We start from the raw sequence: 26,305 nt of genomic DNA on the forward strand, positions 1-26,305 counted from the left end.
TGCACACGCAGGTCATCACGGTGGTCGACACCACTCCCGCCGTGGCCAAGTGCAAGAACGTCACGGCGACGCCCGCACAGCCCGGGGTCGCGACCGTCACGGGCGCGGGCATCAACGACGGCTCGACGGGACAACCGCGCTGCGCCGCAACACCTGACGTATCAGGCCGTCCCGGGCACGCTCGGGTGCACGACCTTGGGGCCGAACGACGTGACGTTGGTCGTCACTGACCCGTGCGGCAACAGCGGGACGTGCACGGCCGTGGTGACGGTTGTCGAGGGCATCGGCAAGTGCGTGTCTCGGAGTACGACCTTGCGAGGTCGGTGAAGTGCGAGTGCCTGAACAACGCCACGACGCTCGACAACGGGCAGTTCCGGGAGGTCGTTCAGATATGGGCGCTGGAGTGGCAGACCTCGACGCTGACGGCGAACCAGGGCTGTACCGCCGAACAGCCCGGCGCCTCGCCTCCCCGGTGCCCTTCCGGTGGGCACCGTCCTGTGATGGGCAGCGCCGACGGCCCGACAACAACGGCAACGGGGCGGTCGACGAGGCCGATGAGATGGTGTACTACACGCTTCGCGGCGTTCACGTCGACGGCGTGGGGTACACTGATCACGGTGAAGAACGCAGGGCCAGTCCCTGACGATATCTAAGTTAAGTGCTACTACCCGACGCCGGTGTTCCTGGAACCCGACGACCCGTTCTGCCTGAGCACGCCGCCGTTCCAGATACAGGTGGGCGAGAACTACGGCGCTCCGGCACGGTGATCGCTGATCACGGTGAACGGGGTGGCGACGGGGACGTTCAACGCCGCGTCGCTGGGCATCGGCTCGCACAAGGTGGCGGCGACGTTCGACGTGGACGGCCACGCCGTTCATCCGGGTGAACGGCCGTGGTGAGCGGCAGCGAGCTGGCGGCGCTCGCCGACCCCGGCTGCCAGCAGATGATAATGAAGTTCGTGCAGGTGGTGGGCACGCCGCCAGCGTGGTGTGCAACGACCTGCTGCACGTGTCGCTGGCCCGACTGCGTCAAGGCGCTGAGCCCGGACGACGTTGAGGGCAGCCATTTCTGCTACGACGACTACAAGGTCGTGGAGCCTGACAAGGTGCCGCCGTACGGCAACGTCGTGGGTGCCTGCCGTGCTGAACGCCGACGACATCGGCAAGACGTACGCCTACCGGGTGGTGCAATCTGCTTGGCGGCAACGTGTGCTGGGCAGCGTGAAGGTGGAGGACAGCTTCCCGCCGGCGGCGTGCCCTGCTGACGTGTCGATACTGTGCACCCAGACGAGGACAACTCGTCGCTGACGGGGGCTCGACGTGGTAGGACTGCTCGGCGGCGCTGTCGCGCCAGACGACTACGTCCAGTACTCGTGCTCCGAGAACCCCGCGGTGCTGACGGGTGCTTCTGACGTGGGTGGTTACGGACGCGTGGGGAACTCGACGTGCCTCCGTGTCATAGACAGCTTCGCGGCAAGGTATCCTGTGTGACGTTCCCGGCGGACGCTGAGTACGCCTGTGACGCCCTTCCGTCGAGCCCTCCGCCTCCGGCGGTGACGGGCTGGCCGCGCGTCGGCGGCACGCCGATCACGACGGACGGCAGCGGCGCCTGCGGGCCGTCGGTGAGCCACACCGACGAGCAGGCGGCGGTGTGCCCCGGCTCTTACAAGATAATCAGGACGTGGAAGATAACGGACTGGTGCACGGCGGGGCGCTGGAGAGCGTGACGCACGCAGTACGTCAAGGTGCTGGACGCCGCCGACGATAGACTTCTCGAACTTCGCGTACGACGCGGCGCACGGGTGGTACGTGATAAATGCGGCGAGCCAGCACAACGCGGCAAACGGTCCGCACGCTGCCTCCGCCCAGACGGCACGCGCGACTGCAGGTTAAGATCCACCACACCGCCGGCGTAAAAGGCAGACGGCATCTGATAATGGCGCGGCTTTGCGGCAAGATAAGACAAAGTACTCGTGGAGGACCAGTGCGGGAACATCACGGATGGGACGATCACGGTGAGCGTGGAGGACGTGGCTCCGTCGGTGGCGTGCACGCAGTTCACGCAGGTGGCGCTGGGCGCCGGGCAAGTCGCGCCAGAACGCCTCGACGTTCGCAATCAGGGGACGGGACAACTGCTGCCTGGACTGTTTCCGAGGTCAGGCGGATGAGCGGTGATGCGCGACGGCTCGCCGGACGACTTCGCCGACGGTGGAGTTCTGCTGCTCAACGCCGTGGTCACGGTGACGGTGGTGTTCCGGGCGTGGACTTCGCAACAAGAACCACAACGACTGCATGGTTCGGGTGCTGGTGAGGACGAAGATCAAGCCGTGCGACGCGCCGCGAGCGTGACGGTGTCGTGCGAGTCGTTCGACCCGAGCCTATGGGCGTACGGCCGCCACGGGCGCCGACAACTGCTGCCCGACACGTGATGGAGGCGCGGAACCTGTCGCTGTTCGACACGCTGTGCAACCGGGGACGATCACGCGACGTTCCGGCGCTGGACTGCGCGGGCAACTCCGCGCAGTGCACGCAGCGGGTGACGGTGACGTACGAGCAGGACTACTGGGTGCGTTCAACGACGCCATCGTGACGCAGTGCGACGGGATTGGCACCGAAGCGGCGCGGCCGACGTTCGCCGGCGCCCGTGACTGCGAGCCGCTGGGCAAGCCGTTCGAGGATCAGGGTGTTCACGGTGGTTCCGGACGCGTGCTTCAAGATACAGAGCGGACGTGACCATCATCAACCGGTGCACCACAACCTGAACGGGGGTGCGTGACGGTGCCGAACCCGGAGCCGAACGCGACGGCGAACTCGCAGAACCTGACGTGGGCCCGACGGTTTCGCCGTGCGGCACGCCCGCCCCGTGGGCGCCGACGAGCGTGGCTGTCGCCCCGGCCAGCGCCGACGAACTTCTGCACGTTCTTGGTCCGCGACGGCGAACTGCTACCGGTACAAGTGATCATCAAGATAATAGACAACCAGAAGCCTCGTCTTCGCCTCGTGCCCGCCTCCCGGTTGAGTACTGCGACCTGTCGGCGAACGACCTGCTGCTGTGGAACCAGTCGTACTGGTGGGACGGGGTGTCGCAGTAATGACCTTGCGAGGGCGACGCGCCGCTGAGCGTGACGGCGACGGATCTGTGCTCCGGCCCGAACGTGAGCGTCACGTTCCTGCTGTTCCTCGACCTTGACGGCGACGGACGATGGAGACGGTGGTGTCGAGCAACAACCCGCCGCCCCGGCACGGTGAGCCACAACAACCTGAACACGCCGAACTACAGCTGGCGGCACGCCGCGGGTGTTTCGACGGCCGCCGGTGCCGCCGCGCAGACATACCGTGGGCGGTGCACCAGTCGGTGTCTGGGACGAGCCGGACGGCGCCGGTGCAGTGGAAGACGCAGGCGTGCTTCGCCGACGCCGCCAACCCGCTGGGGCTGCCGGGCGTGGGTCCCGCGCTCGCCCCACGGGACGCGCACAAGATAAAGTGGACGGTGAGCGACGGCTGCGGCAACGAGGAGACGCGAGTACATCGCCTGTGGTGAGGGACTGCAGGCGCCTCCCCGACGGTGGTGTGCCTGCACGGGCTGTCGGCGAACATCATGCCGACGGGCATGCTCACGCTGTGGGCGCCCGACTTTTGCAGTACGGCGAGGACAACCGCGCCGCCGTCGAGCCTGTTGAGGTACGGTCCGCAAGGCCGGCCAGGCACGGGCTTCCCGGTCGACGCGCAGGGCAAACCCTGTCACGCCGGTGACGTTCACCTGCGCGGAGTTGGGCGAGCAGGCGTGGTTTCGTGGGCGCAGGATCTGGCGGGCAACGCCGACTTCTGCCGACGTACTCGACGTGCAGGACAACGTGCGGGCAACTGGCAGTCCCGGGCGACAAGGCGACGGCAGGCCGCCGGCTGAAGACGGAGTCCGGCGCCGGGTTGGAGGACGCCCCGGTGCAGCCTGGTGTCCGGCGCGTCGTCGCAGGCGCTGTCGAGCGTGACGCGCAGGGCGCGTACGCCTTCCCTGGGCGCGGCCCCGCTGGGCGGCAAGCTACACGGTGGTGACGCCGCGAAGGACGACAACCCGCTCAACGGGTGTCGACGCACGACCCGGTGCTCATCTCGCGGCACATCCCGCCTCGAGCCCGAGCAGCCCGTACAGGATGATAGCGGCGGACGCGAACAAGTCGGGCCCATCACGACGTTCGACGTCGTGGAGCTGCGCAGCTTCGATACTGGGGCTGTACGACGAGCTGCCGAACAACACCTCCCGGAGGTTCGTGGACAAGTCGTTCGCGTTCCCCAACCCCAACCCTTCCAGACGCAGTTCCCCGAGACGGTGTCCGCCGCCGACGTGCAGGGCACCACCTGTCGGACGACTTCGTGGCGGTGAAGGTGGGCGACGAACGGCACGGCCATACCGGAGCCAAGTTGCACGTGCGGCGATTAATCGTCGTCGGGCGCGCTGCTGTTCGACGTGGACGACCGCGAGTTGGCGCGCGGGCGAGCCGCGACCGTGACGTTCCGCGCCGCCGAGCCGCCAAGGCAGGGCTGGCAGTTCACGCTGGCCTGTCGGGCCTCGAGGTGGCCTCCATCGAGGAGGGCGAGCGGGTGAGGGCGCCGAACTTCGGCGTGTTCGCCGCTGACCACGTCTGTTGACCTCGCGATTCGAGGCGGGCGAGTTCTCGGTGACGTTCCGCGCCGCGAGGCCGCCGCCTGAGCGAGATGCTGGGCGTCGAGCCGCATCACGCGGGCGGAGGCCTACTCGCCGCGTCGGGCGACCTGCATGGGGTGGCGCTGCGCTTCAACGGCGCGGGCGGCCCCACCGTCGCCGGCGTCGGCTTCGAGCTGTACCAGAACCAGCCCAACCCGTTCGTGAACAAGACGCTCATCGGCTTCCACCTGCCGGAGGCAACGGACGCCACGCTGACGGTGTTCGACGAGAGCGGCCGCCTGCTGTTCACCCAGAAAGGCTCGTTCGCCAGGGGCCACAACGCCATCGCCGTCGACCGCGCCCTGCTGGGCGCCGGCGGCCTGATGTACTACAGGCTCGAGACCGCGACCGACTCGGAGACGAGGAAGATGATCCAGGCGAGGTAAGCGCCCGCAGGGGCGACGCCCCCGCAAAGGCGCCGCTTCCCGTCGGAACAACTCAAGCGCCCCGCCCGAGCATTCGGGCGGGGCGCCTTCGTTGGGGGAGGAGGGGGTATGAATACGAAAATGCCAGTTTCCTCAAAAATTGCAAACACCCGACACCGCCAAGTCTGTTTGATGCCTTAGGTTTGCTGATTGTTTTGTTTCACTATATTTTTATTTGGATGAAAAACCGCTTTGCTTTCGTGTTCTTGCTGTGGGTGGCTGTACAGCCGCTTTTTGCTCAAAATTGGACTTCCGCCGAAAACCCTGCTGCTGATTATCCCTCCTTGCGGCAGGCATTTTATGATTTTTGGGAAGGAAAAACGCCGGGTAAAGGCCAGGGTTACAACGTGTTCAAGCGCTGGGAATGGTTCTGGCAAAGTCGTGTTTTGCCCGACGGGAGTTTTCCGCCCGCGAATATCAAGGAAATAGAATGGGGCAATTACTTGGCGGCTCGCCCCGGGAAAGGCGGTATTTCGGCAGCTAACTGGACGAGCATGGGGCCAAACTATTCCGCTTCGGGCTACAACGGTATTGGCCGGGTCAATTGTATCGCGCTTGACCCGAACGATGCCAACACGATTTGGGTGGGCGCGCCAACGGGTGGCTTGTGGAAAACGGAAAATGGCGGCGTGACATGGACGACCCACACGGACCAACTGACGGTGCTCAGCGTGACGGCCGTGGCCATTGACCCGCTCAATCCGAAGGTGATGTATCTCGGCACGGGCGACGGGTTTGGCAACTTTGAGCCTTCGATTGGGATTTTGAAATCAACGGATGGCGGCCTCACTTGGAACATTACCGGCCTGTCATGGAATCTCACTAATTACCGATATATACGCCACATCGTGGTGCATCCGACCACGCCGACTACGGTGCTGGCGGCCACTAGCGACGGGATGTATCGCACGACCAACGGGGGCGCGACTTGGGCCAAAGTGTCGAACGGCAATTTTTTCGACGTGCGATTCAAACCCGGCGCGCCGGAGGTCATGTATGCCGCGACGAACAACCAAGTGCGCAAGTCCATCAATGGCGGGGCCACTTGGGCCAATGTGCAGACCATTCCGAATTCAGGGCGGGTGGTGTTGGCAGTGACACCCGCTCATAAGGACATGGTGGTGGCCGCCAGCAGTTCCGATGCGTCGGCGACCTACGGTTCTTTCAACGGGTTGTATGTCTCGACCAACAGCGGCAGCAATTTTGCCTTGAAATCTTCCACGCCCAATTTACTGGATGGCTCTTCCACGGGTTCCAGTGATAGGGGGCAGGGCTGGTACGACTTGTGTGTGGCTGTCAGTCCCACTGATTCCAACCTGATTTTTGTGGGCGGCGTGAATTTGTGGAAATCGAGCGACGGCGGTGTCTCTTGGAGCCTCGCCACGTTTTGGCACAACGGTGCCCCCAGCGGCGTGCCCGTGAACCACGCCGACAAACACGCCCTGCTTTGGTTGGACAATGTGCTGTATCAAGGATGCGATGGCGGCATTTACAAGACAACGGACGACGGCGTGTCGTGGGAGGACATCAGCGGCAATTTGGCAATTAGCCAGATGTATCGCTTGGGAGTGTCGCAATCGGACGACAAGGTGATTTGCGGCTTGCAAGACAACGGAACCAAGCTGCGCAGCAATTCGGGGGGGTGGACGGACAATATCGGCGGCGATGGCATGGAGTGTTTTATTCACCCTACCAATTCCAATATCATGTACGGCGAATACCAATCGGGCAACATTCGCCGCTCCACGAATGGGGGCAATTCGTGGACGAACATTCACCAAAACGTGCCGGGGCAGCCGCAGGGCGCATGGGTGACGCCTTTCGTGATGGACCCCAACATCAACTCCACGATTTATGTGGGGTATCGGGATGTTTTTAAAAGCACGAATCAGGGGAATGATTGGACGAGTATTTCTTCCCTGAATCTGGTGTTTGATTTGCAGCACATCGCAGTGGCGCCTTCCAACAGCGCGGTGATATACGTCAGCGATGGCGACCAAGTGTTTTTGACCACCAATGGCGGCGACACTTGGGGCAACGTGACCGGAAATTTGCCCACCAACGAAGGCATCACTTACCTGACCGTGGACCCGCACGATGCGAACATTGCGTTTGTGACACTTGGGGGATACACGGCGGGTCAAAAGGTGTTTGTCACGACAACGGGCGGCACGACGTGGGCCAACATCTCCGGCACCTTGCCCAATATCCCTGCAAATTGTGTGTTGGTGCAGCCCCACAGCAAAGGGGTGCTTTATATGGGCATGGACGTGGGCGTTTTTCGCCGGGAGGCTGGCGCGACGGATTGGGAACTGTTCAACGAGGGGCTGCCCAACGTCATCATCACGGAATTGGAAATTCGGCACAGCACAGGAAAAATCCGGGCTTCCACTTATGGGCGCGGTCTGTGGGAATCGGACCTCGAACCGCTTCAAAGTTGTGTGCCCGTGAGCAACCTTTCTGCTGCAAACGTCCAGCCGCGTGTGGCCACCTTGCAATGGGGCACGGTGAATGTGGCGCTTGGCTATGAAGTGGAATGGCGCGAGGCGGGCGAAGCGGAGTGGCAGTTGTGGCAAGACGTTGCAGGCACTTCACTGACTTTGGCCTATTTGAAGCCTTGCACGCAGTATGAGTTTCGGGTGCAGGCGATTTGTGGGAGCGAAACGGGCGGGTATTCGGCTATTCAGACCTTTCAGACGACGGGTTGCAGCCAATACTGCAATGCTTACGGTAGCGCCGCTGCCGTACAGGGCACCTTGCCGCGGGAGTGGATTGAAAGTGTGTCGTTTGGCAGTATCGAACAGGTTTCTGGCAACGACTGGGGTTACAATGATTTTACCCATCTCACCACGGAATTGCTTCAAGGCGAGACGTTTGCCATTGACTTGAAGCCCGGCTTTTCGGATACGCCCTTCGCCGAGGCTTGGGCCGTTTGGATTGATTTCAACAAGGACAATCAATTTGGCGACGACGAATTGGTCTTCGCGCACTCTGGAAGCGCTGGCCCGGTGTCGGGCGACATAACGCTGCCCGCCGTGTCTCTCCCGGGCAACGTGCGGATGCGGGTGAGTATGCGGCGCGACGAGGCATCGAGCGCCTGTGACTTGTTCGACTTCGGCGAGGTGGAGGATTACAGGCTGACCATCAAAAAAGTGGTGCCGGAAATGACGCTCGTGCCCGCCGTGGTGAATTTCCCTGCCGATGGCGGGAGCCAAGAACTGGTGCTGACGACCAATTGCGATTGGAGTGCGGCGAACGTGCCTGCCTGGCTGACGGTGACCCCGCCATCGGGTGGGGCGGACACGGTAACGCTGACCGTCGCGGCGGCAGCCAACGATTCCGTGGCGGGCCGAACGGTCACGCTTAATTTTACGGGCTGCAATGGACAGATTGTCAGAAACTTGTTGGTGACGCAAAATGGGGCGACGACCTCCAGCGCCGATGCCTCTTCCTTCACTCGAAACAACGTCTTATGCGTGCCCAACCCTGCCAATGAATCCGCTTGGTTTTTGATTCAGGCCGTGCGGATGCAGACGGTGCGTATTGAATTACTCGGCGCTGATGGCCGCGTGACGACTACCCTGAACAACATTGCGGTGAACACGGGAGACAACCTCGTGGCTTGGCATCCGCGTGACTTGCCGACGGGTGCTTACTGGTTCAGGTGCTTTTTTGAAAATGAGGTGGTGAGCGGGAAAGTGGTGGTGACGCATTGAGTGGTGCGTGCCTCGCGTATTGGATTGTGAATGGTTAAATGCCTCTTGAGGGTAGGGACACGATGTCGTTTTTGCCAGAATTGGCGGAACTACATGAATTAACATCGAAGATTCGTTCTGTACAAATCAGGGCCAAATCGTGTGCAATATGAAAGGAACGGTTGGGTTTTCAAAAGTAACGGAGATTGGACAACAATTGCGGTTCGCATAATGCGCTCAATTTTCGATTTTGCGAAACAAATGCTACTTGGATTTTAAGATAGGTGCTTGTTAAATTTGTAACAGACATCAGAATGCTGTGTATTTTGATTGTGTCTCACTTGCTTAAATGGGTTGAGTTCCACATGAAAAATCCTTTGCTCCTTCCTGATGCGCCCATTTTCACCATGCGCCCCAACCCCGTTGGCGAACAAGTTTTGGTAGTTGTCGCTGATTGGCAAGAGGATGTCGTCACCGTCATGCTCGTGACCGATTTGGCTGGGCGCCAAGTTTTCACCCAAACGCTTACTTCATCGCTCACGAATTTGAACATCGGCAATTTGCCGTCAGGTTTGTATTTGGTGCGTCTGACTCGCAATGGCAAATCAATTGCCACGCAAAAACTGGTAAAATACTGATTGCTTCCCTTAACCCACAGCCGATGGCACCCGCGAGTGCCATCGGCTGCACTTCTTTCTCCGTTATGAAACACTTCATTTTTTACCTCTCTCTTTTGCTTCCCTTGTTGCTTGGCGCCCAGAACACTTGGACAAAAAAATACGATTTCTCCATGACCGATTGGCCGTGGTCGCAGGTTGAGGTGAGTGACGGATACGTCATTATGATGGCTTGCCAATATGTGGAAGGTGCGCCCATCCCCCCAGTATTGATAAAAGTGGACAAACAGGGCGAGCTGGTGTGGGCCTGCACCCCGGAGCCTGTAGTCTATTTCTCTGATTCCCCCATCACTCCCCATCGCTGTGTCTTGGCGCCCGACAGCACCCTCTTGGTGTGTGGTCGGATAGCCACCAGCGACACAACCGCCGCCGTTTTTGTTATCAAGGTGAGTCAACAGGGAGAAATCATCTGGAACAAACTCTACAAAGAATCTTACCGCTACTATGAGTATTATTGGACCGAGCAAATAGCCACTTGGCCGAATGGGGACTTTGTGGTGACAGGAGTGTATTATAGATATGATGATACACCCAATTCCATGTTTTTGCTGAAATGCAACGCCGAAGGGGACTTGTTGGACGATATCAAGATCAACTACCCGCCTGTGCTTTATGCTGGCTACGAAGGCGGCGACAGCGGCAATCCGGTCATCCTGCCCGACGGGGACATATTCTTCTGCTTTTTTGCGCGCTGGAACACGCGCTACCACCCAATTCTGAATCGCTTGGACTCCAACCTGAAATTGAAATGGCAAAAGGAAGCCACCGTGATGGGACGTTCCTATGAGCTTGTCATGGCCTCCGACGGCAATATCCTGATGTATGTGGAGGGGGGCTACAACAACTACCCGTGGGGTGCTGACCCCATCGTGCAGAAACTCACCCCCGACGGCGACTCGTTGTGGACTTACTCACCGCCGGGCATCAACTCGCAACTTTGCCACGATATGTCGGTGCTGACCAACGGGAATATCGTGTTTACCGGCACGCCGGACTATTTTGAGTGGCTGCGCTGCATCTCTGCTGACGGGCATTACTTGTGGCATAGAAAATTCAGGTCGCCCGTTGACAAACCCAACGACCGCATGAGATTTCAAAAGGTGATGGGCACCTCCGATGGCGGGATGCTGATAGCTGGTTATTACAGACATGCTGGGACTGGGGGCAACTATGATGCGATACTGCTTAAATTGGACGGCAATGGCTGCCTCATGCCGGACTGCGATGTGGAGTTTTATTTGACCGACACAAAAGAACCGGGCGGCGGCTCGTTGGAAAGGCCTCCCTATTTTTTGCTGCGAACCAATATGCCTCGCCCGGGTATGCCAATAGAAGTGCGGCTGGGCGAGGGATTCGGCGAAGGCCGCTTGCGGCTTTTTAGTGCGGCAGGCCGGCTGGCATCGGAGCAAAAGGTGCTGGAGAACAGCCAAGCGGAAGTGCCGACGCGGTCTTTGTCCCCCGGCATCTATGTGCTGGTGTTGGAGGGCCGGGGCGGGGCGCTGCAAACGGAGCGCGTATTGGTGACTTTTTGAATTTTCTTTTCACAAACCACTCAACTTTTTCACCATGAGACAATTCTTGCTTTTGCTTTCCCTTCTTTACGCCACCGCAACGGAGGCACAAATCAAGTGGCTCGAAACGGGCCAACAATGGGAATTTTGCATGGAACTCGGCTGGGTAGGCTCATTTGGCTGCGACACGCTGACCGTAGTGGGCGACACCGTTATTGCTGGCAAGCCTTGCAAAAAAATGAGAGGAACGAAAGGGTATTTTCGATATGCCTATGAAATCAGCGACAAGGTTTTCATCTCCGAAAACGGCTCCTCGTTTCAAAAGGTGTATGACTTTGACATGATAGAAGGCGAGACCCTTGATGTGGGCTTGTTCACCTATCAGGTGGACTCGATTCAAGTTGTGGACTTGGGCGATTTCACCGGAGTGCGCGTTCAGAAAGCCCATGTAGTGGGTGCCCCTTATAGAGGCTTTTCCACTTTTTACATCGCGGAAGGCATTGGCTTCATAAAGAGCCTGCAATCAGAGTGGCAACAGTGTGTTTGCGGCTATTTTTTCTTACAGAACCTTTCTTGCGATTTTTTCATTGATGGACTGAATACCCATTTGGTGTCGTTCAAACAAGACGACAAAATTTTTCGTCCCGCCGACACTTTGAACTGCGAAGGTGGCATTTCCACCCACGCGCCTGCTTACCTCGAAAACGTGCGAATCGAGCCGAACCCCGTCGCGACGACTTGCCGATTGAGCCATTCACTGCCATTTTCGGATGGAGTCCTGACGCTTTTTAATATTGCGGGAATCCCCGTGCGTCAATGGAAAGGTCTGCCCGAAATGCTTGACATGACCAATTGCCTGCCCGGACTTTACTTTCTGGTATTGCACCGCGATGGTCAAGTAGTCTTTAGGAACAAAGTCGTGAAACAGTAGGCGCCGGAGGGTGCATTTCAAATTGTCGCTTATGTACGCCGGAACGCTGTTCCGGCATATATCGGAACAGCGTTCCGATTTACTTGCGACAATTTGAAATGCACCCGTGCCGGATGAGATGCTGGATATCCATGCCTCTTGCTGCTCAAAGTTGCGCATTCGTCCGATGAATTAAACGACATTTGTCTCCCAAAAACAGGCCGTGCGATTTCAATGGGACATAAAAAAAAGGATGCCCCGCTTTCCGAAAGACAGCTTTCGGAAAGCGGGTATAAGGTTTGTGGCCCTCGTTCGTCGGCGCCCCAAAACGAGCGTTTTCTGTCTCGCACTCTTCCTGCTCTGGCTCGTTTGCCTGCCGCGCCCCTTGTTCGACAAACCCATTTCAGTGGTTGTGGAAGACCGGGACGGCGAATTGTTGGGCGCCCGCATCGCGGCGGACGGGCAGTGGCGATTTCCCCTGACTGATTCGGTTCCTGAAAAATATGCCGCCTGCGTGGTGGCATTTGAGGACAAACGCTTTTGGTGGCATCCCGGCGTGGACCCCTTGAGTCTGAGCAGAGCCTTGTGGAGCAACTTGCAACATCGGCGCGTGGTCAGCGGCGGCAGCACCCTCACCATGCAGGTGGCGCGACTCATGCGCGACAACCCGCCGCGCACCGTTTGGCAAAAAATGGTGGAAATGTTCATGGCCACCCGGCTCGAACTGACTTATTCCAAACGCGAAATACTTGGCCTCTATGCAGCCCATGCCCCTTTTGGCGGCAACGTGGTGGGGCTTGAAGCCGCTTCGTGGCGCTATTACGGCAAACGACCTGAATTGCTGACTTGGGCCGAAGCGGCGACATTAGCCGTTTTGCCCAACGCTCCCGCGCTCATTCACCCCGGCAGGAATCGCGATTTTTTGTTAAAAAAAAGAAACCGTTTGCTGGAAAAATTGCGCGACAAGGGCAATCTCACCGCCGTCGTGTGCGAGCTTTCCAAAGAAGAACCGCTGCCCGACGAACCCGTTCCCCTGCCGCAACTCGCGCCCCATCTGCTCGACCGGTTGAGGGTAGAGGGTAGGGTAGAAGGCCAAAAAAAGCCCTCCACCCTCAACCGCTTCCACACCACGATTGACCTCCACTTGCAACGCCGCGTCATCGAAATCCTGCAACGGCGACACGCGATTTGCCGGGGAAATGGGGTGCACAACATGGCCGCTGTGGTGCTGGATGTGCAAACCGGCGATGTGTTGGCCTACGTCGGCAACATCTCGGACGCGGGCAAGGAACACGGCGAATCGGTGGACATCATCGCCGCGCCACGCAGCACGGGCAGCATTTTGAAACCTTACCTCTATGCCCTCGCGCTCGAAAGTGGCGACATCCTCCCCAAGAGCCTGCTCCACGACGTGCCGACGCAATTGGGCAACTACCGCCCCGAAAACTTCCATGAAAGCTACGACGGCATGGTGCCAGCCAAACGCGCCCTCATCCGCTCGCTCAACATTCCCTTCGTGTTGCTGCTTCAGCAGTATGGCCTTGAAAAATTCCACTTCAACCTTCAGCGCCTCGGCATTTCCACCCTCAGCCGCCCTTCCGCTCACTACGGACTCTCGCTCATTCTCGGTGGCGCGGAAGCCAATTTGCTCGACATCACCAACGTGTATGCTTGCATGGCTCGCACATTGGGCAGTTTCTATGACCGCAACGGCCGCTACGCGCCCGACGATTTTCGCCCACCCAATTTTTTCTCAACCCCTCAACCCCTCAACCCCTCAACTCCCCAACTCACCACTCCCCAATTGCTTAGCGCCGGCGCCATCTGGCACACTTTCGAGGCCATGCGCGAGGTGGAGCGCCCCAACAGCGCGGGCGAATGGGAACTCTTTTCGGCCAGTCGCCCCATTGCTTGGAAGACAGGGACGAGCATTGGCTTCCGCGATGCCTGGGCTGCCGGGACGACACCGCGCTACGCGGTGGGCGTGTGGGTCGGCAATGCGAGCGGCGAAGGGCGACCCGGGCTGTTGGGCGTGGAATTGGCTGCGCCGGTGCTGTTCGAGATTTTTGAGCAGTTGCCCGGCGGGGGGGCGACGGAGTGGTTTTACCCACCTTACGATGACATGGAAGAAGCGGCAGTGTGTCGCCAAAGTGGTTTTCGAGCAGGCGATTATTGTGACGTGGATACGGTCTGGATTCCAGAAAGTGGCTTGAAAGCGGCTGTTTGCCCATACCATCAATGGCTGCATCTGGATGCGAGCGGGGCTTGGCAGGTCAACAGCGATTGCGAGTCGCCTGCTTCGATGCAACACCGAGCGTGGTTCGTGTTGCCGCCTGTGGAGGAGTATTATTTCAAAACCAAAAACCCGTGGTATCAATCTCCGCCGCCGTTTCGGGCGGATTGTTTGGCTTCCAACTCGGCGCAGCAAAACAGCCCGATGCAATTGATTTACCCTAAAAGTGCCACCCGAATTTATGTTCCGGTGGATTTGGATGGACAATTAGGCAGCACGGTGTTCCGGGTGGCGCATCGCAAGCCCGACACGGAGGTGTTTTGGCACTTGGACGGGGTTTATCTCGGTAGCACGAAGACGTTTCACCAAATGGCGCTGCAACCAGCAGTGGGTGCGCATCAACTGACGCTGGTGGATAAGGACGGCTACCAATTAAAACAGGGATTTGAGATTGTGGGGAAGTAGCGGTGGTGCTTGAACCCCGGTGAGTGCTATTACTGAACAAACACTCTCCCAATAGGGCTCAGGGCAAGCGCATCAAAATACAACCGACCTCGGAGAGGTCAAATGTTGGTAGTAGAAACGCCCCGTTTTCGCGATGTTTACGACCCCGGAGGGGTCGAATGTTGGTGCTCTGTGTTCTACCCAATATCAAACCTCTCCGAGGTCGGTTGTATTTTGATGCGTTTGCCCTGAGCCCGCCGACTCATGTTGCCGCGATTTATCTCAACACCACCATCTTCCGCACGGCGCTTTCTGTTGGCGTTTCCAGTTTGTAGTACAACACTCCCTTAGCCTCGACGAGATGCCGGTCGAGCCGGATGGCGTTGTAGCCGCTTGGGTAATGTGCCGAGTGTGCGTGGAGCAAGCGCCCCGTCTCATCAAAGACGCGCAGCGTGGCATCGCAGGCCTCGGGCAATTGGAAGCCGATGAGGGTGTGCGCGTCGAACGGATTCGGACGGTTCTGGTAGAGCGCAAACCCTGGCCGGACGTTGGTGCCATCGTCGAAGCGCAAGGCGATGTTGGCGTAGTTGAATGCGTTGTGGGAATCTCCTTCCTCCAGCTCATACCCTTCCGCCCGTGTGATGCGGCTGGAAATGGAGAGCATATCGCTTAATTGCCCGGCTTTTCGCGCGCGGAACACGACGGAGAACGCCTGTGCGCCATGTTCGACCGAAGTGGTGAGGGCATCCTCAAACACCCCGAAGTTGGCCAGACTGATTCCTTCGCCCGGCACCACTTCCAAGAGTTCCAAGTGGTGGAAATCCAGCGTGAACTGATACCCCAGCAGGGCGGCGGCAGGTCGGAACGGGATGCTCAACACTTCGCCTGCCTGCACCGTGCGGTTGTTCACGTCGAAGAACAGCGTGGTGTCCCAACGGTCATCGGAGGTCAGCAGGCTATCGCCGCTTGCCGAGTTGTTCACGTCGCCCACTTTCACGCCCACGAAGTCTTCGTTTGTGTGGCTGACACTTACATTGTCGCGGGAGATGCTTTCGGGGAACGGTGTTTCAAACGGGTTTTCGGGATTTGGGAAATCGAAATTTTTGTCCACGAAACGCCAAGAGGTGTTGGCGGGCAATTCGTCGTAGATGCCGAGGATGAGTTTGCGCAGCTCCACGATGTCGAAGGTCGTGATGGAGTTCGACTTGTTGGCATCGGCTGCAATCATCTTGTAAGGGCTGCCGAGCGGGTCAATGGCCAGTATGTGTCTGCTGATGAGCAACAAATCGGCGGTGCTGACTCCGTTGAGGTGGTTGATGTTCTTGACGGGCATCACGGAGTAGTCGCCGTTGAGCGGCACCGCGCTTTTGAACTGATAAAAGCCCTGCGGGTCGTTGTCGGTGCTCAAATTGGTAGGCGGTGGAGAGACTGTGAGGAGTATCGTTGCTTGCGCGACGGCAGCTCCCAGTTCGGTGGTCAGTTGCCCAGCCACATCGAAGTTGATGTTTTGGCAGGAGGTGTCGCCGACGAGCACGGTTACTTGCGCGGTGCAAAAATTCGTGTTGCCAGCCAAGTCCATTGCCCAGAGTTGTACCGAGTTGTTCCCCAAATCGGCGCAGTTGAACTCGAGGGAGGTTTCGGTTGGGAAGTCGGGGCCGCCGCCTTTTTTAAGGCCAAACACCAAGAGGTCTGGGGGCGTATGGTTGTCAGTCGCAATTTGCAGGATGTTGCTCACTTGAAGCGTCACAGGAGCGTTGTCGAAAATGGTCAGGGAGAAGGGGTTGCAAGTGACTTCCGGCGGACGTGCATCTTTCACGACGAAACTGTATTCGCAGGTGGTTTGGTTGCCGCAGTCGTCCGTGACGGTCCATTCGATTTTGTGCGAGCCGTAAGGCAGCTCTGGCACGGCGAATTGGTCGGGGTTGGCTTCCGAGTTCCAGACGACGTGTCCCGTTTTTTTCTTGCCCGACACGGTTGTTTGCAAAGCAAAACGGTATTTCTCCGCAGCATCCACGGGGCGGTTGTCGAACGCGCGCGATTCGCCACCGGAGTAGTTTGGATTGGCGGCATTGCCGAAGTTGACCGTGCCGGGCGCGGGCGGGTCTTCGCTGTTTATCACGGTTTCGTGCACGGTGTCATTGTCCAAATCGAGGAACAGCAGGTATCGCATGGTCACTGCCGTATCGGTGCAGAGGTCAGTGGCCGTCAGGGAGAGAGGAGCCATGCCCTCGCACAAGTCGGGTCTGTTGGTTTGTGGGTCGAACCAATTGCCACCATTCCAGAGCAGTGTGTCATTGACGGAAGTGTCGCCAAACATGAGCGCGGTGGGGTGGCAGTCATCAATGGTGGGCACCTGATTGTCAATGATTTTGATAAATTGCTTGTACCTATACCCATTGGTCGTTAGCGACCAAAAGGTACTGTAATCGGTCGGTTCGGGGTCGTCGAAATTGACGTTGATTACCGTAGGTGCCCAAGGGGCGGCTGTTCCCGGCGCAGAGACAATCGGCCCCGCCAGGTTGTCGGGGTTGTTGGCTGCAGAGTCAGGTTCGGGATTGGGCACGTCTGTAATGGGCAAGTTGGGGTTGTAGTCACACCAATTGATGATGGTCCAATGCCGCTCGATGATACGGCAATAACCTTGCGGGTCGGGAATTTCGATATCCTCATAGGTCATGGACATTGATTCGCAATCCACGCCAAAAAAAAGCGGCACGCCGTAGTCGCTGGAGTCGTTGCAACCTTCCACTACGGCATCGTCGGGGAAGCGTATGTAGTAATCTTGCTGGTATGTCACCACGATGCTTTGGGAGCATTGGGCATTTTGGCCGGAATTAGTGTCAAAAACGCGGTAGATGCGCGTGATGGTGCCGCGACTGCAAATCGTGTCGAACAAATCGTATCCCGCCAAGAGCTCGACGGAGTCAACATTGCAGGAAAATTCGGCATCCCCATACGACTCAAGCGTGGGGTCGAAATTTTCACACGTCACGGCGACATCGGGCGGCAGGTCGCAACGCGGTGGGTTGTTGTCCACGATGCTGGCCTGCACAAAGCAGATAGCTGATTGCCCGTCGCCATAATCTGCTGAGACTGGGCCTGCCGGGACAAATACGTCGTACACTTTCAGCATGAGTATTATGGTCTTTCCAATATCCGCGCAGCACAACAGGGTGGTGTCGTCCAACTCGTTCGCGCCGCCGCAAGGAGGGTCCGGGTCGTTGCGTTGTACTTTGAAATAAAGGGTGCCGCAGTCGTCGGTCGAGCCTGTGTTGAGCGATTGCGCGCTGATGGCTGCCGTACCGTCTGCGGTCAAATTGACCGTGATATTTTCGGGGCAGTCCGCAGTAGGTGGTGTGCCGTCCCAGACGTGCAGCGAGATATCGCACTTGGTTGTGTTGCCACAGCTGTCCGTAGCCCAATAGGTGACCCCAGTGATACCGAGCGGGAATTCTGAAATGGTGTCGAAAGACACGCGCACTTCTGAGGCGTTCCCGCCAATGGGGGCCAGTTTGCCTTCGAGCGTGTCGGCCAAGTTGTTGATTTTCCAGACTGCTATCACGGAGGCGATGTTCGAGCAGCCATCCGCGACCACCACCTCTGGCAGTACGACTTCGGCTTGGCAGTTGGCTGTGTTGGCCGTTACGGTCACGTTTGCCGGACATTCCTCAAAGAGAGGCCCAGCCTTGTCCTCCGATTCGATATTTTGGAAAAAATCGATGGTAGAGCCGGTGCACCAGTTGAGGATTGTCCAATGCCGCAGGATGTTGCGCGCACAGGGGCTGCTACTCGTGATGGAATCTGAATGGGTGTAGCTTATCGAGCAAAGGTTGGTGAATTTTCTGCCAGCATATTCATAATACGGCTCGCCCGTTTCGGCGGGGGACAGGCCTGCTCCCGAACAATCCACCGTCACGTCGGGTGGCAGTTGCACGTCGTCCATTTGTATGCGCGTTAGGCTGATGATCTGTTCGCAAGTGCTCGAATTTCCAAAGTTATCCTGCGCCGTCCACCTGCGCCGAATGTATCCGGTCAGATCGCTGGCGCAATCCAATGGAATAGATGCGTCCGTATTAAACAGGTTCAACGACTCGTTGGGGCTACAGTTGTCGCTCACAGCTGGCACGGCGTTGCCGATGCCAAGGCTGTCTCTCATAAAATAGGGCGAGACATTGGCCGCCACACACGGGACCGTGATGCTGTCGCAGGTCAATGTAGGCGGGAGAAAATCAGAGACCGTGACATTCCCCAGACAGTTGTTGCCTGCAATCGTGTCCGTCACTCGAAAGGCATAAGTTTTGTCGATATCTGCTGCGCCGAATACTGCTGGCTCCCAGGGGCCATTGCCCAACGGATGGTTTTTGTCCAACTCCACTATGTATCCGTCGGGGCAGCCATAGTTGCCACTCAGAAAAAAAGCAACGTCGGCATCCCATGTGCAGTTGGAGCCTATGGACACTTGCACATTGGATTTGCAGCTGATGACGCCGAAATACTGCTGCACGGTGAGCGTGAAGGAACAAGTGGAGGTGTTGCCGGCAGCATCGGTGGCTTGGAAGAGGTTGACCGTGTTGCCAATCGGGAAACCCGAACCTGACGCGAGACCCGACAGTTGCACGAGCGTGTCGCCCGGCTCGTCGTCGCCAGAAACAACCGCATAAAAATACTGAAAGGTGCAAATTCCGCCGGGGCCGAGCGTAACGGTGTCGGTCAGCGGGCAGAAGATGAATGGCGGGATGGTGTCTTGACTTTTTAGGACAGCTTGAAAAGAAAGCAGTAAAAGGATGAGGTAAATACGGTTCATAGGAAAATTTGATTTTGTTTGGAATGTAGGTGTTGTTCGAGAAGTATGAGGGCTTGGCCATGCAGGCCCTCATACTTCTCGAACAACACCTTGCTTCCCTGTTGACATTTATTTATGTTTTACGCCGCCGGGTTTTGGGCATGGCTAAAAGCGCAATCTGCTCAAAATCATGGAGAGCGGGCATGGTGAACTGACAAATCCCAGCGAATCAAGGTGTAAGAATGACCATTTTGCGAGTGGCACTCTCGGTGGGCGTGTCCAATTTGTAGTAGAGCACACCGCTGCCCAATCTACTCTTTTCGATGGGAACAGCGTGGTAGCCGGGTGAATAGGTGGCTGTTTGAGTGTGCAACAAACGCCCCGTCTCGTCGAAAATGCTCAGGGTCGCGTCGCAGCCTTCGGGCAAATGGAAACCGATGAGCGTGCGGTCGCGGAAAGGATTGGGTTGGTTTTGATACAATTCAAAGCCGATTTTGGAAATTGTGCCATCGTCGAAGCGCAAAAGCGGATTGAGGTAATGACCTGCTCGGCCTTCCAATTTGTAGCCTTCCGCACGGGTGATACGGCTGGAAATAGAGAGCATGTCACTCAGCAAGCCTGGCTGCCGCGCATGAAAGGCAATGGCGAATTCCAAAGCCCCGTTTTCGACGGAAGTGGTCACTGCGTCATCGAAGCGCGCAAAATTACCGAGGTTCATGCCTTCGCCCGGCAGGATGTTGACGGTTTCCAATCCCTGCGTGTTGAGCGTGAATTGATAGCCCGACACCTGCTCCGATGCCTTGAACAGGACGGTGAATGTTTCCCCGGCCTCCACGGCGCGGTTTGTCACCTCAAAGAACAAGGGAGCATGTTCGGTGCGGTCGTCCGACGAGGCGAAATCGTCGTCGTTGTAGAGTGCGGAGTTGTTCACGTCGCCCACTTTCACTGGCTCAAAATCGTCGTTGAGTTGGTCTTCGGTCACACCGTTGCGCGTGATGTTTTCGGGGAATGGCACGAAGAACGGGTTTTTCGGGTCGGGGAAATTGAAAGCCTTGTTCACAAATCGCCAAGAAGTGTTGTCGGGAAACTTGTCGTAGATGCCGAGGATGAGTTTCCTGATTTCCACCACGTCGAAGGTGGTGACGGCGTTGTTCTTGTTGGCATCGGCGGCGATGATTTTGTAGGGCGTGTCCAATTCTTCCAGACCAAGAATATGCCGCGAAATCAGGACCAAGTCAAAAGTCGAAACGCCGTTGAGGTGGTTTTCGTCGTTGAATGGTTTCACCGTGTAGTTGGTTCCGGCGCGGATGGCATTTTCAAATTTAAAATTGCCTTGATTGTCCGATGTCGCCATGAGCGTCGCCGGAGGGCCGGATGGGGGTGTGGCATTGAGTGTCACAGCGGTGTTGCTGACCAAGAGGTTGCCCGCTACGGTCAGTAGGTCAGGTGTGCAGGAGCTGTCCGCGTCGGTGATGTGTACGGTAAGTGTGCAGGAAGAAGTGTTGTTGGAGCGGTCTTTGGCCCATACTTCGAGGTCGTGAGTGCCCAATTGGGAACAGTCGAACAAGAGGGTGTCAATCGGATTGCCGGTTGCGTCTTCGGGGAAACCCGAGCCAGCCCCGACCTTGCGCATACCGAAATGGAGCAACTGTGGCGGCGTGTGGTTGTCCTCTGCGGAATTGAGCGCCGTCAATGCCGTCAGCATAATCGGTATGTCGAACGAGGTGATTTCAAAACTCAGCGTGTCTGCACATTCGACGACGGGTGCTTGCGTGTCTTTCACGGTGAATTCATACTCACAAATGGTCTCGTTGCCGCACACATCATTTACAACCCATCTTATCGAATGGGTGCCGTAGGGCAACTGCGGCGATTCGCCTGGCGAACCGAACGGGCTGCCGGGGGTAGGCAATTGCCCCTGTGTCTTCCACTGCACGCTGGATGTGCGCGTCGAGCCAGATATTTCGTGGTGTACCGCCCAGCGATATATTTGGGCCGGCGGCAAGTTGCGCCCGTCAAAAGTCCTTGGGGTGCCGCCTGAATAGTTTGGGGTATTGATGTTGTTATAGTTGATGGTGCCCGGTGCTGGCGGGTTGTTGCTGCTGACAACGGTTTCCTTGCTCCCGTTTCCATCCAAATCCAAAAAAAGCAAGTATGTGGTACTCACGCCTGCTCCCGTGCAGTCATCGCTGGCCGAGATGGATAACGTTACCTCCGCTTCTGGCACATCGTTCAGATTTGTCAGCGGGTCGTTCCAGTATGATTGGTTCCAAAGCAGCGGGTCGTTGGTGGTTGTATCGCCAAAAGTGAGCGCCTCTGTGGGGCAGTTTGTGATGATGGGTTTCTGGTTGTCAACGATTTTGATGGTTTGCTTATACCGGTAAGCATTGGCATCGGCATTCCAGAAGACGGAAAAATCAGTGGGGGTCTGGCCGGGTGCGACGGCTACGAGACTGGGCGCCCACGGGTCGGGTGTTCCAGCGGCCGACACGATGGGGCCTGCCAAATTGTTGGGATGGTTGGCCGTTGCGTTTGGTTCAGGGTTCGGTATGACGGTGACAGGGCCATCGGGGTCGTAGTTGCAGGTGTTTCGGATGGTCCAAGTTCTGTCAATCCTGAAACAAGCATCGGGCACCACATTGACCACCTCGTCTTCATAAGTGGCAATCAAAAGCCCACAGCCATTATTCAAAAACGTGGGTTCGCCATAGAAACCCGCCGGATTGCAAACCGTCACCACCACGTCGTCGGGCAATTTGATGAAATACTCTTGCACTGCCTCCACTTCTATCTGGTGCGCGCACGAGGTGCTGTTGCCATTCTGGTCAAACACAATAAACGTGCGCACAATCACCCCGCTCGTGCAGAGCGAATCAAAGTCTGTGTAATCGAGCGATACTTCAAGCGAATCAACCCCACACGACAACATGGGCAAGCTATATGCCGCGAAGGTGGTGTCGAAACTGGTGCAACTCACCTCCACGTCGGGCGGAGCGATGCAAGAAGTGGGTAGCGTGTCGAGCACCACCACTTGAACCACGCACTCGCTGAATTGACCTTCGGCAAAAATCGGCACCACTGGTCCGTTGGGAAGCGGCACATCGTACACTCGGAGCGTGAGTTCTACCGTGTCGCCAATATCGGCACAACAGAACAGCGCGGCATCCCCGAACACGCTGTTGTCCTGACACTCATTGGCCAATGCGCGGCGCACTTTGAAGGAAAGGTTCAAGCTGCAAGAATCGCCCGACAAGGAGTCGAGTGCGCTCGCCGCCAACGAAAATGAACCGTTTTCAGACAAGGCAACCGTCATTGCACTCACGCATAGCGCCTCTGGGGGCGACATATCCCACACCGTCAGCGCAATTTGGCAAGTGCCCGAGTTGCCACAATTGTCGGTAGCGACATAAAGCAAGTTGGTGGTAGCGCCAGAGGGAAAGTTGAAGGCCGTGTCGAGCACTGCAAGAGAGTTGCCGAATATAGTCCCATCCAACGAGTCTATGTTGAGCCCGTCGGTCCAAAACGCGGTGACAGCTACCACTGGCGAACAATCATCGCTGACGAGGACATCCGGCAAATCCACGTCCGCCAAACAATTGAGCGTGGTTGCGCTGATGATGACACTGGAGTCGCAAGTGAGTTTGGGCCCGCTATTGTCCACGAAATTGATGAGTTGAACACCCGAGTAAGGATTGGTCGCCGAAATAGGGTCGCACAGGTCAAAGACCTTCCATGTGCGCGCGTATTGTGCGCCGTTGTTGCAATCCGAGACCAGCAGCGTGTCGAAAAATTGAATTTCAAACTCGCAAAAAGAAGTGGGCCACAGATTGAACTCGTAGTTGCCGGCCAACAGCACGGGAAGACCTGTGGAAAAAATACTGTCTTTCAAACTACAGCTCACGGTCACATCCTCTGGGAATTGGATGCCCGCGAAAGAGCGTTGGCGCACGATGGTGTGCTGGCAAGTAGCTGTGTTGCCACTCGAATCGGTCGCCGTCCAGAATCGCGTCACCAAGCCACTGATATCGGTGAGCGGGTCGCAGGGCAAGTCCTCCGAAAAGTCAATATACGACAATGTGACGCCGGGGCAGTTGTCCATCACCTGAGGCACCCCGGCGGCGAGGCCGAGGCTGTCGCGGAGAAAATAAGGGTCGAGATTGCTCATGCCGCAGTGCACGATGACGGGCGAGCAAGACAAGATGGGCTTAGGGTCAAGGGTTCTTAACCTGCCAAAGCACGAATTGCCGACACTTTCATCCACCACCCGAAAGGCAATCAAATTGCCAACATCGCTAAACATCAGATTGGCAGGCACCCACGGGCCGTTGCCATAAGGAGGCACCCTGTCAATGTCCACCCGATAATTTCCCAAGCAACCAAACGGAGGCAGCAAACCCTCCTCCGGCAGCACCGCCTTCGCGCAGTTGGCACCCAACTCGACCACGACCGTGTCCTTGCATAAAAGAGGCCCGCCGCCTGCCGGCTGCACCACCGTCACCGTGAAAGAACAGGTGGCGGTGTTGGCCGAAAGGTCAGTCACGAGGAAACTATTGACCGTCGAGCCAATCTGAAAGGCGCTACCCGAAGCAAGGCCATTCAATTGAATAAGCAGAAAGCCTGGCTGGTCATCGTCGGCGGTCACCGTGTAACTATACATAGTGTCGCACTGACTGGGGTTGCCAAGTGTGAGGGTGACACTCGGAGGACATTCAATGGTGGGTGGTATCGTATCCGAAAGACTGGAGGCAAAAATCGGTGGGTCAAAAACATTCTTGGCGGAAAGCGGCAGCCCATTGGTAAAAACAGCAAAACCTGCCAATAGGCACAGGAGTAGTAAACGGCTCATAGGAAAAATTGTCTGGAAATGAACAACGTAGTTTTTCGTTTCAAAAAGTCTGCGAAAACTACGCCGCTCTACCGGACGCGCCAATACCAGCGGTCTAAAAACCCATATTCGAGCCTGAAAATTTGCAGATATGTCGGGCAGTTTGCATACTCCACTACCATTACTTGTCGCAAACCCACCGTTGCTTGCCACAAGTTGCCGCACGTTTGTTGAAAGTGAATTGTTCGCTTACAAGCGCCAACCCACTTTCTCCCCACCGCATCATTTCATCTTCTTCGCCATTTTTTTCGGGAACAAGCCGTCGTCCCTTTTTTTGCCAGTCTTGTAACTGCCGTCTTTGCCCGCTTTGGGCTTTAGGCTTTCAGTAGATTCACACCCGCTTTTGGTCTTACAGGCGGGAGCCGCCACAAAAGCGACAAGGAGAAAAAAACACAATGCTGCGATGCGGTAGTTTTTCATGTATTTATAGTTTGAAGCGCACAAAAAATTGCGCTCCATAGTTTGTCATGCGCGACTGGCGTTTGGTTTTCGGGGTCAAATCCAACTCGCCATATCCCTCTACCCCCATTCGAATCATGTTTGACTCCCCGATTTCGCGCCCCAAACCACCCCTTATGGTGAAAAGGTTGCCCGTGTTGCTGCCCAAAGGCGCTTCCGGGTTGAAGAAAGTAGAGGCATATTCCCGCGCCTCGCCGTTGCCGATGCTGTTCACGATGGTAGTGGCGCCAAAGCCGAGGTCTTTCACGAATTTATAGCCGCCGAGGAAATTGAAAAAGTAATCATCGTCGAAGGTGAAAAACTCTTTGCCGACCCCAACAACGAAACCATAGGCCATTTTCTGATACGACGACGGCGAGCTCATGGCTTCAATGGATGCCAACAGCGGCCAATCCTTGTAGGTAAAATGCGCCGAGATGCCAAAGCGAGGCTGCACGAACGACGTGCGGATGTCGTAATCCTTCTGGAATTTCTCCCAAGAATACTGATTCGGGCGGTGAGAAATGGCCGTGAACTGATACAAGTCATAGAGCGGCGTTGTCTCAAATCGCGTCTCGTGAAAAATCTGCGACATCCCGACGTTCACGCCGAGATTCACTTTCAAGTTTTGGGCTTTGGCAGCAATGGAGAAAAGGGAAAAAACAAGGGCAAGCGTAGAAATCTTCTTCAACATCATGGTCGTTAAAAAAAGGTGAAATGATTGGGCGTGACGGTTTTCACCAAAGACCGGGCGCGGATTATAGAACGACAAAAAATGTGCTGGTTTCAGACGAATTTCGTCGGCGAAGTTACATCTTATCGTTAAATGCAAACCCCATTGCCGCGAAATGTGACAATCTTACAAATTTTATGGTAAAGTTAAACCCCATTTGAGGGCGGCAATAAAAAATGGGCGAGGGGCATTTATAGCGCCGTAATCGCTGACGAACCAGCAACATTTAAAAAATCCGTTCTCATCATCTTTCAATTAGTCATCCTATGAAAAAGTCATTTTTCAACCTTTCGGTTCTCTTCATCACCGCACTCTCTTTCGTTGCATGCAAAAAGGAAAAATCATTCGAGGAAAAAGTCACAGGCGAATGGACTTCCATGAGTGTCAAACTCAACGGCAACGATGTCACCAACTACTTTTCGCTCGACCTCAACTTGCGTTCCGACAAGGATTTCCGCGCCACGCTCAAAACCGTCAACATCGTCACCGGAAAAAATGAAACTTCTTACCCGCGTGGCGCTTGGTCTGCCGACGATGGCAAGGAAATTGAGCTGACTTACAACGACACCGGTAAAACCGAATTCTACGAAGTGCTCGAATTCACGGGCACCAAACTGACGGTGGAGACCATCCAAAACACTGACAAAGTGGAAATCACTTTCGAGCGTGCCAACCAATAGAATTGTTGCGGCGGAGGGCTTTTCATTCGCCAAAGGCCTCCACCGCAACAACTCTATACTTCGCGCCGTTAGGTTTTGGGCATGGCTGCAATCCCAATCTGTTCAAAATCAAGAACATCAATCATGTTCATCTAACAAATCCTAGCGAATCAAGGTATAATAATGCCTTGCGAAGGGCATCATCCAATCA

12 protein-coding genes are annotated in these 26,305 nt (G+C 56.7%); 8 read left to right on the forward strand and 4 right to left on the reverse strand.

Going from position 1 to position 26,305, the window contains the following annotated elements; all coding sequences use genetic code 11:
* Positions 1–2,173: 2,173 nt before the first annotated feature.
* From KIS77_00440 to pbpC, 7 genes are all read left to right on the forward strand, one after another.
* Positions 2,174–2,428, forward strand: a complete 255-nt coding sequence (locus KIS77_00440; protein MCW5920787.1) for a hypothetical protein — start codon at positions 2,174–2,176, stop codon at positions 2,426–2,428.
* Positions 2,429–4,712: 2,284 nt separating this feature from the next.
* Positions 4,713–5,087 (forward strand): T9SS type A sorting domain-containing protein, encoded by a 375-nt coding sequence (locus KIS77_00445; GenBank protein ID MCW5920788.1) that lies wholly within the window; start codon positions 4,713–4,715, stop codon positions 5,085–5,087.
* Between the two features lie 218 nt (positions 5,088–5,305).
* Positions 5,306–8,842, forward strand: a complete 3,537-nt coding sequence (locus KIS77_00450) for a fibronectin type III domain-containing protein (GenBank protein ID MCW5920789.1) — start codon at positions 5,306–5,308, stop codon at positions 8,840–8,842.
* 344 nt (positions 8,843–9,186) lie between these two features.
* On the forward strand, positions 9,187–9,459 hold the full coding sequence (locus KIS77_00455; GenBank protein MCW5920790.1) for a T9SS type A sorting domain-containing protein: 273 nt from the start codon (positions 9,187–9,189) through the stop codon (positions 9,457–9,459).
* Positions 9,460–9,524: 65 nt separating this feature from the next.
* Positions 9,525–11,030, forward strand: coding sequence for a T9SS type A sorting domain-containing protein (locus tag KIS77_00460; GenBank protein MCW5920791.1), 1,506 nt, complete (start codon positions 9,525–9,527; stop codon positions 11,028–11,030).
* 34 nt (positions 11,031–11,064) lie between these two features.
* Positions 11,065–11,940 carry a T9SS type A sorting domain-containing protein gene (locus KIS77_00465; protein MCW5920792.1) on the forward strand — a complete coding sequence of 292 codons (876 nt, stop codon included), beginning with the start codon at positions 11,065–11,067 and terminating at the stop codon, positions 11,938–11,940.
* A gap of 232 nt (positions 11,941–12,172) precedes the next feature.
* Positions 12,173–14,617 carry a penicillin-binding protein 1C gene (pbpC, locus tag KIS77_00470; GenBank protein ID MCW5920793.1) on the forward strand — a complete coding sequence of 815 codons (2,445 nt, stop codon included), beginning with the start codon at positions 12,173–12,175 and terminating at the stop codon, positions 14,615–14,617.
* 256 nt (positions 14,618–14,873) lie between these two features.
* Here pbpC and KIS77_00475 read toward each other — a convergent pair whose 3' ends face one another.
* From KIS77_00475 to KIS77_00490, 4 genes are all read right to left on the reverse strand, one after another.
* Positions 14,874–19,400, reverse strand: a complete 4,527-nt coding sequence (locus tag KIS77_00475) for an HYR domain-containing protein (GenBank protein ID MCW5920794.1) — start codon at positions 19,398–19,400, stop codon at positions 14,874–14,876.
* A gap of 208 nt (positions 19,401–19,608) precedes the next feature.
* The gene (locus KIS77_00480; protein ID MCW5920795.1) at positions 19,609–24,225 is read right to left on the reverse strand and encodes an HYR domain-containing protein; all 4,617 of its coding nucleotides are present in this window, start codon (positions 24,223–24,225) and stop codon (positions 19,609–19,611) included.
* A 261-nt stretch (positions 24,226–24,486) separates the two neighbouring features.
* Entirely contained in the window at positions 24,487–24,684 is a 198-nt protein-coding gene (locus KIS77_00485; GenBank protein MCW5920796.1) for a hypothetical protein, read from the reverse strand.
* A 4-nt stretch (positions 24,685–24,688) separates the two neighbouring features.
* Positions 24,689–25,327, reverse strand: a complete 639-nt coding sequence (locus KIS77_00490) for a hypothetical protein (protein ID MCW5920797.1) — start codon at positions 25,325–25,327, stop codon at positions 24,689–24,691.
* A 374-nt stretch (positions 25,328–25,701) separates the two neighbouring features.
* Between KIS77_00490 and KIS77_00495 the strand changes: the two genes are divergently transcribed.
* Entirely contained in the window at positions 25,702–26,115 is a 414-nt protein-coding gene (locus KIS77_00495) for a hypothetical protein (protein ID MCW5920798.1), read from the forward strand.
* The last annotated feature ends 190 nt before the right edge of the window (positions 26,116–26,305 follow it).

This window comes from Saprospiraceae bacterium (genome assembly GCA_026129545.1).
Taxonomy (GTDB): domain Bacteria; phylum Bacteroidota; class Bacteroidia; order Chitinophagales; family Saprospiraceae; genus M3007.

Excerpts from the sequence above, each read along its gene's own strand:
- KIS77_00485 (MCW5920796.1), bottom strand. The coding sequence starts at position 24,684 with ATGAAAAACTACCGCATCGCAGCATTGTGTTTTTTTCTCCTTGTCGCT.
- KIS77_00480 (MCW5920795.1), bottom strand. The coding sequence starts at position 24,225 with ATGAGCCGTTTACTACTCCTGTGCCTATTGGCAGGTTTTGCTGTTTTT.
- KIS77_00455 (MCW5920790.1), top strand. The coding sequence starts at position 9,187 with ATGAAAAATCCTTTGCTCCTTCCTGATGCGCCCATTTTCACCATGCGC.
- pbpC (MCW5920793.1), top strand. The coding sequence starts at position 12,173 with ATGCCCCGCTTTCCGAAAGACAGCTTTCGGAAAGCGGGTATAAGGTTT.
- KIS77_00465 (MCW5920792.1), top strand. The coding sequence starts at position 11,065 with ATGAGACAATTCTTGCTTTTGCTTTCCCTTCTTTACGCCACCGCAACG.
- KIS77_00475 (MCW5920794.1), bottom strand. The coding sequence starts at position 19,400 with ATGAACCGTATTTACCTCATCCTTTTACTGCTTTCTTTTCAAGCTGTC.
- KIS77_00450 (MCW5920789.1), top strand. The coding sequence starts at position 5,306 with ATGAAAAACCGCTTTGCTTTCGTGTTCTTGCTGTGGGTGGCTGTACAG.
- KIS77_00445 (MCW5920788.1), top strand. The coding sequence starts at position 4,713 with ATGCTGGGCGTCGAGCCGCATCACGCGGGCGGAGGCCTACTCGCCGCG.
- KIS77_00460 (MCW5920791.1), top strand. The coding sequence starts at position 9,525 with ATGAAACACTTCATTTTTTACCTCTCTCTTTTGCTTCCCTTGTTGCTT.
- KIS77_00440 (MCW5920787.1), top strand. The coding sequence starts at position 2,174 with ATGCGCGACGGCTCGCCGGACGACTTCGCCGACGGTGGAGTTCTGCTG.
- KIS77_00495 (MCW5920798.1), top strand. The coding sequence starts at position 25,702 with ATGAAAAAGTCATTTTTCAACCTTTCGGTTCTCTTCATCACCGCACTC.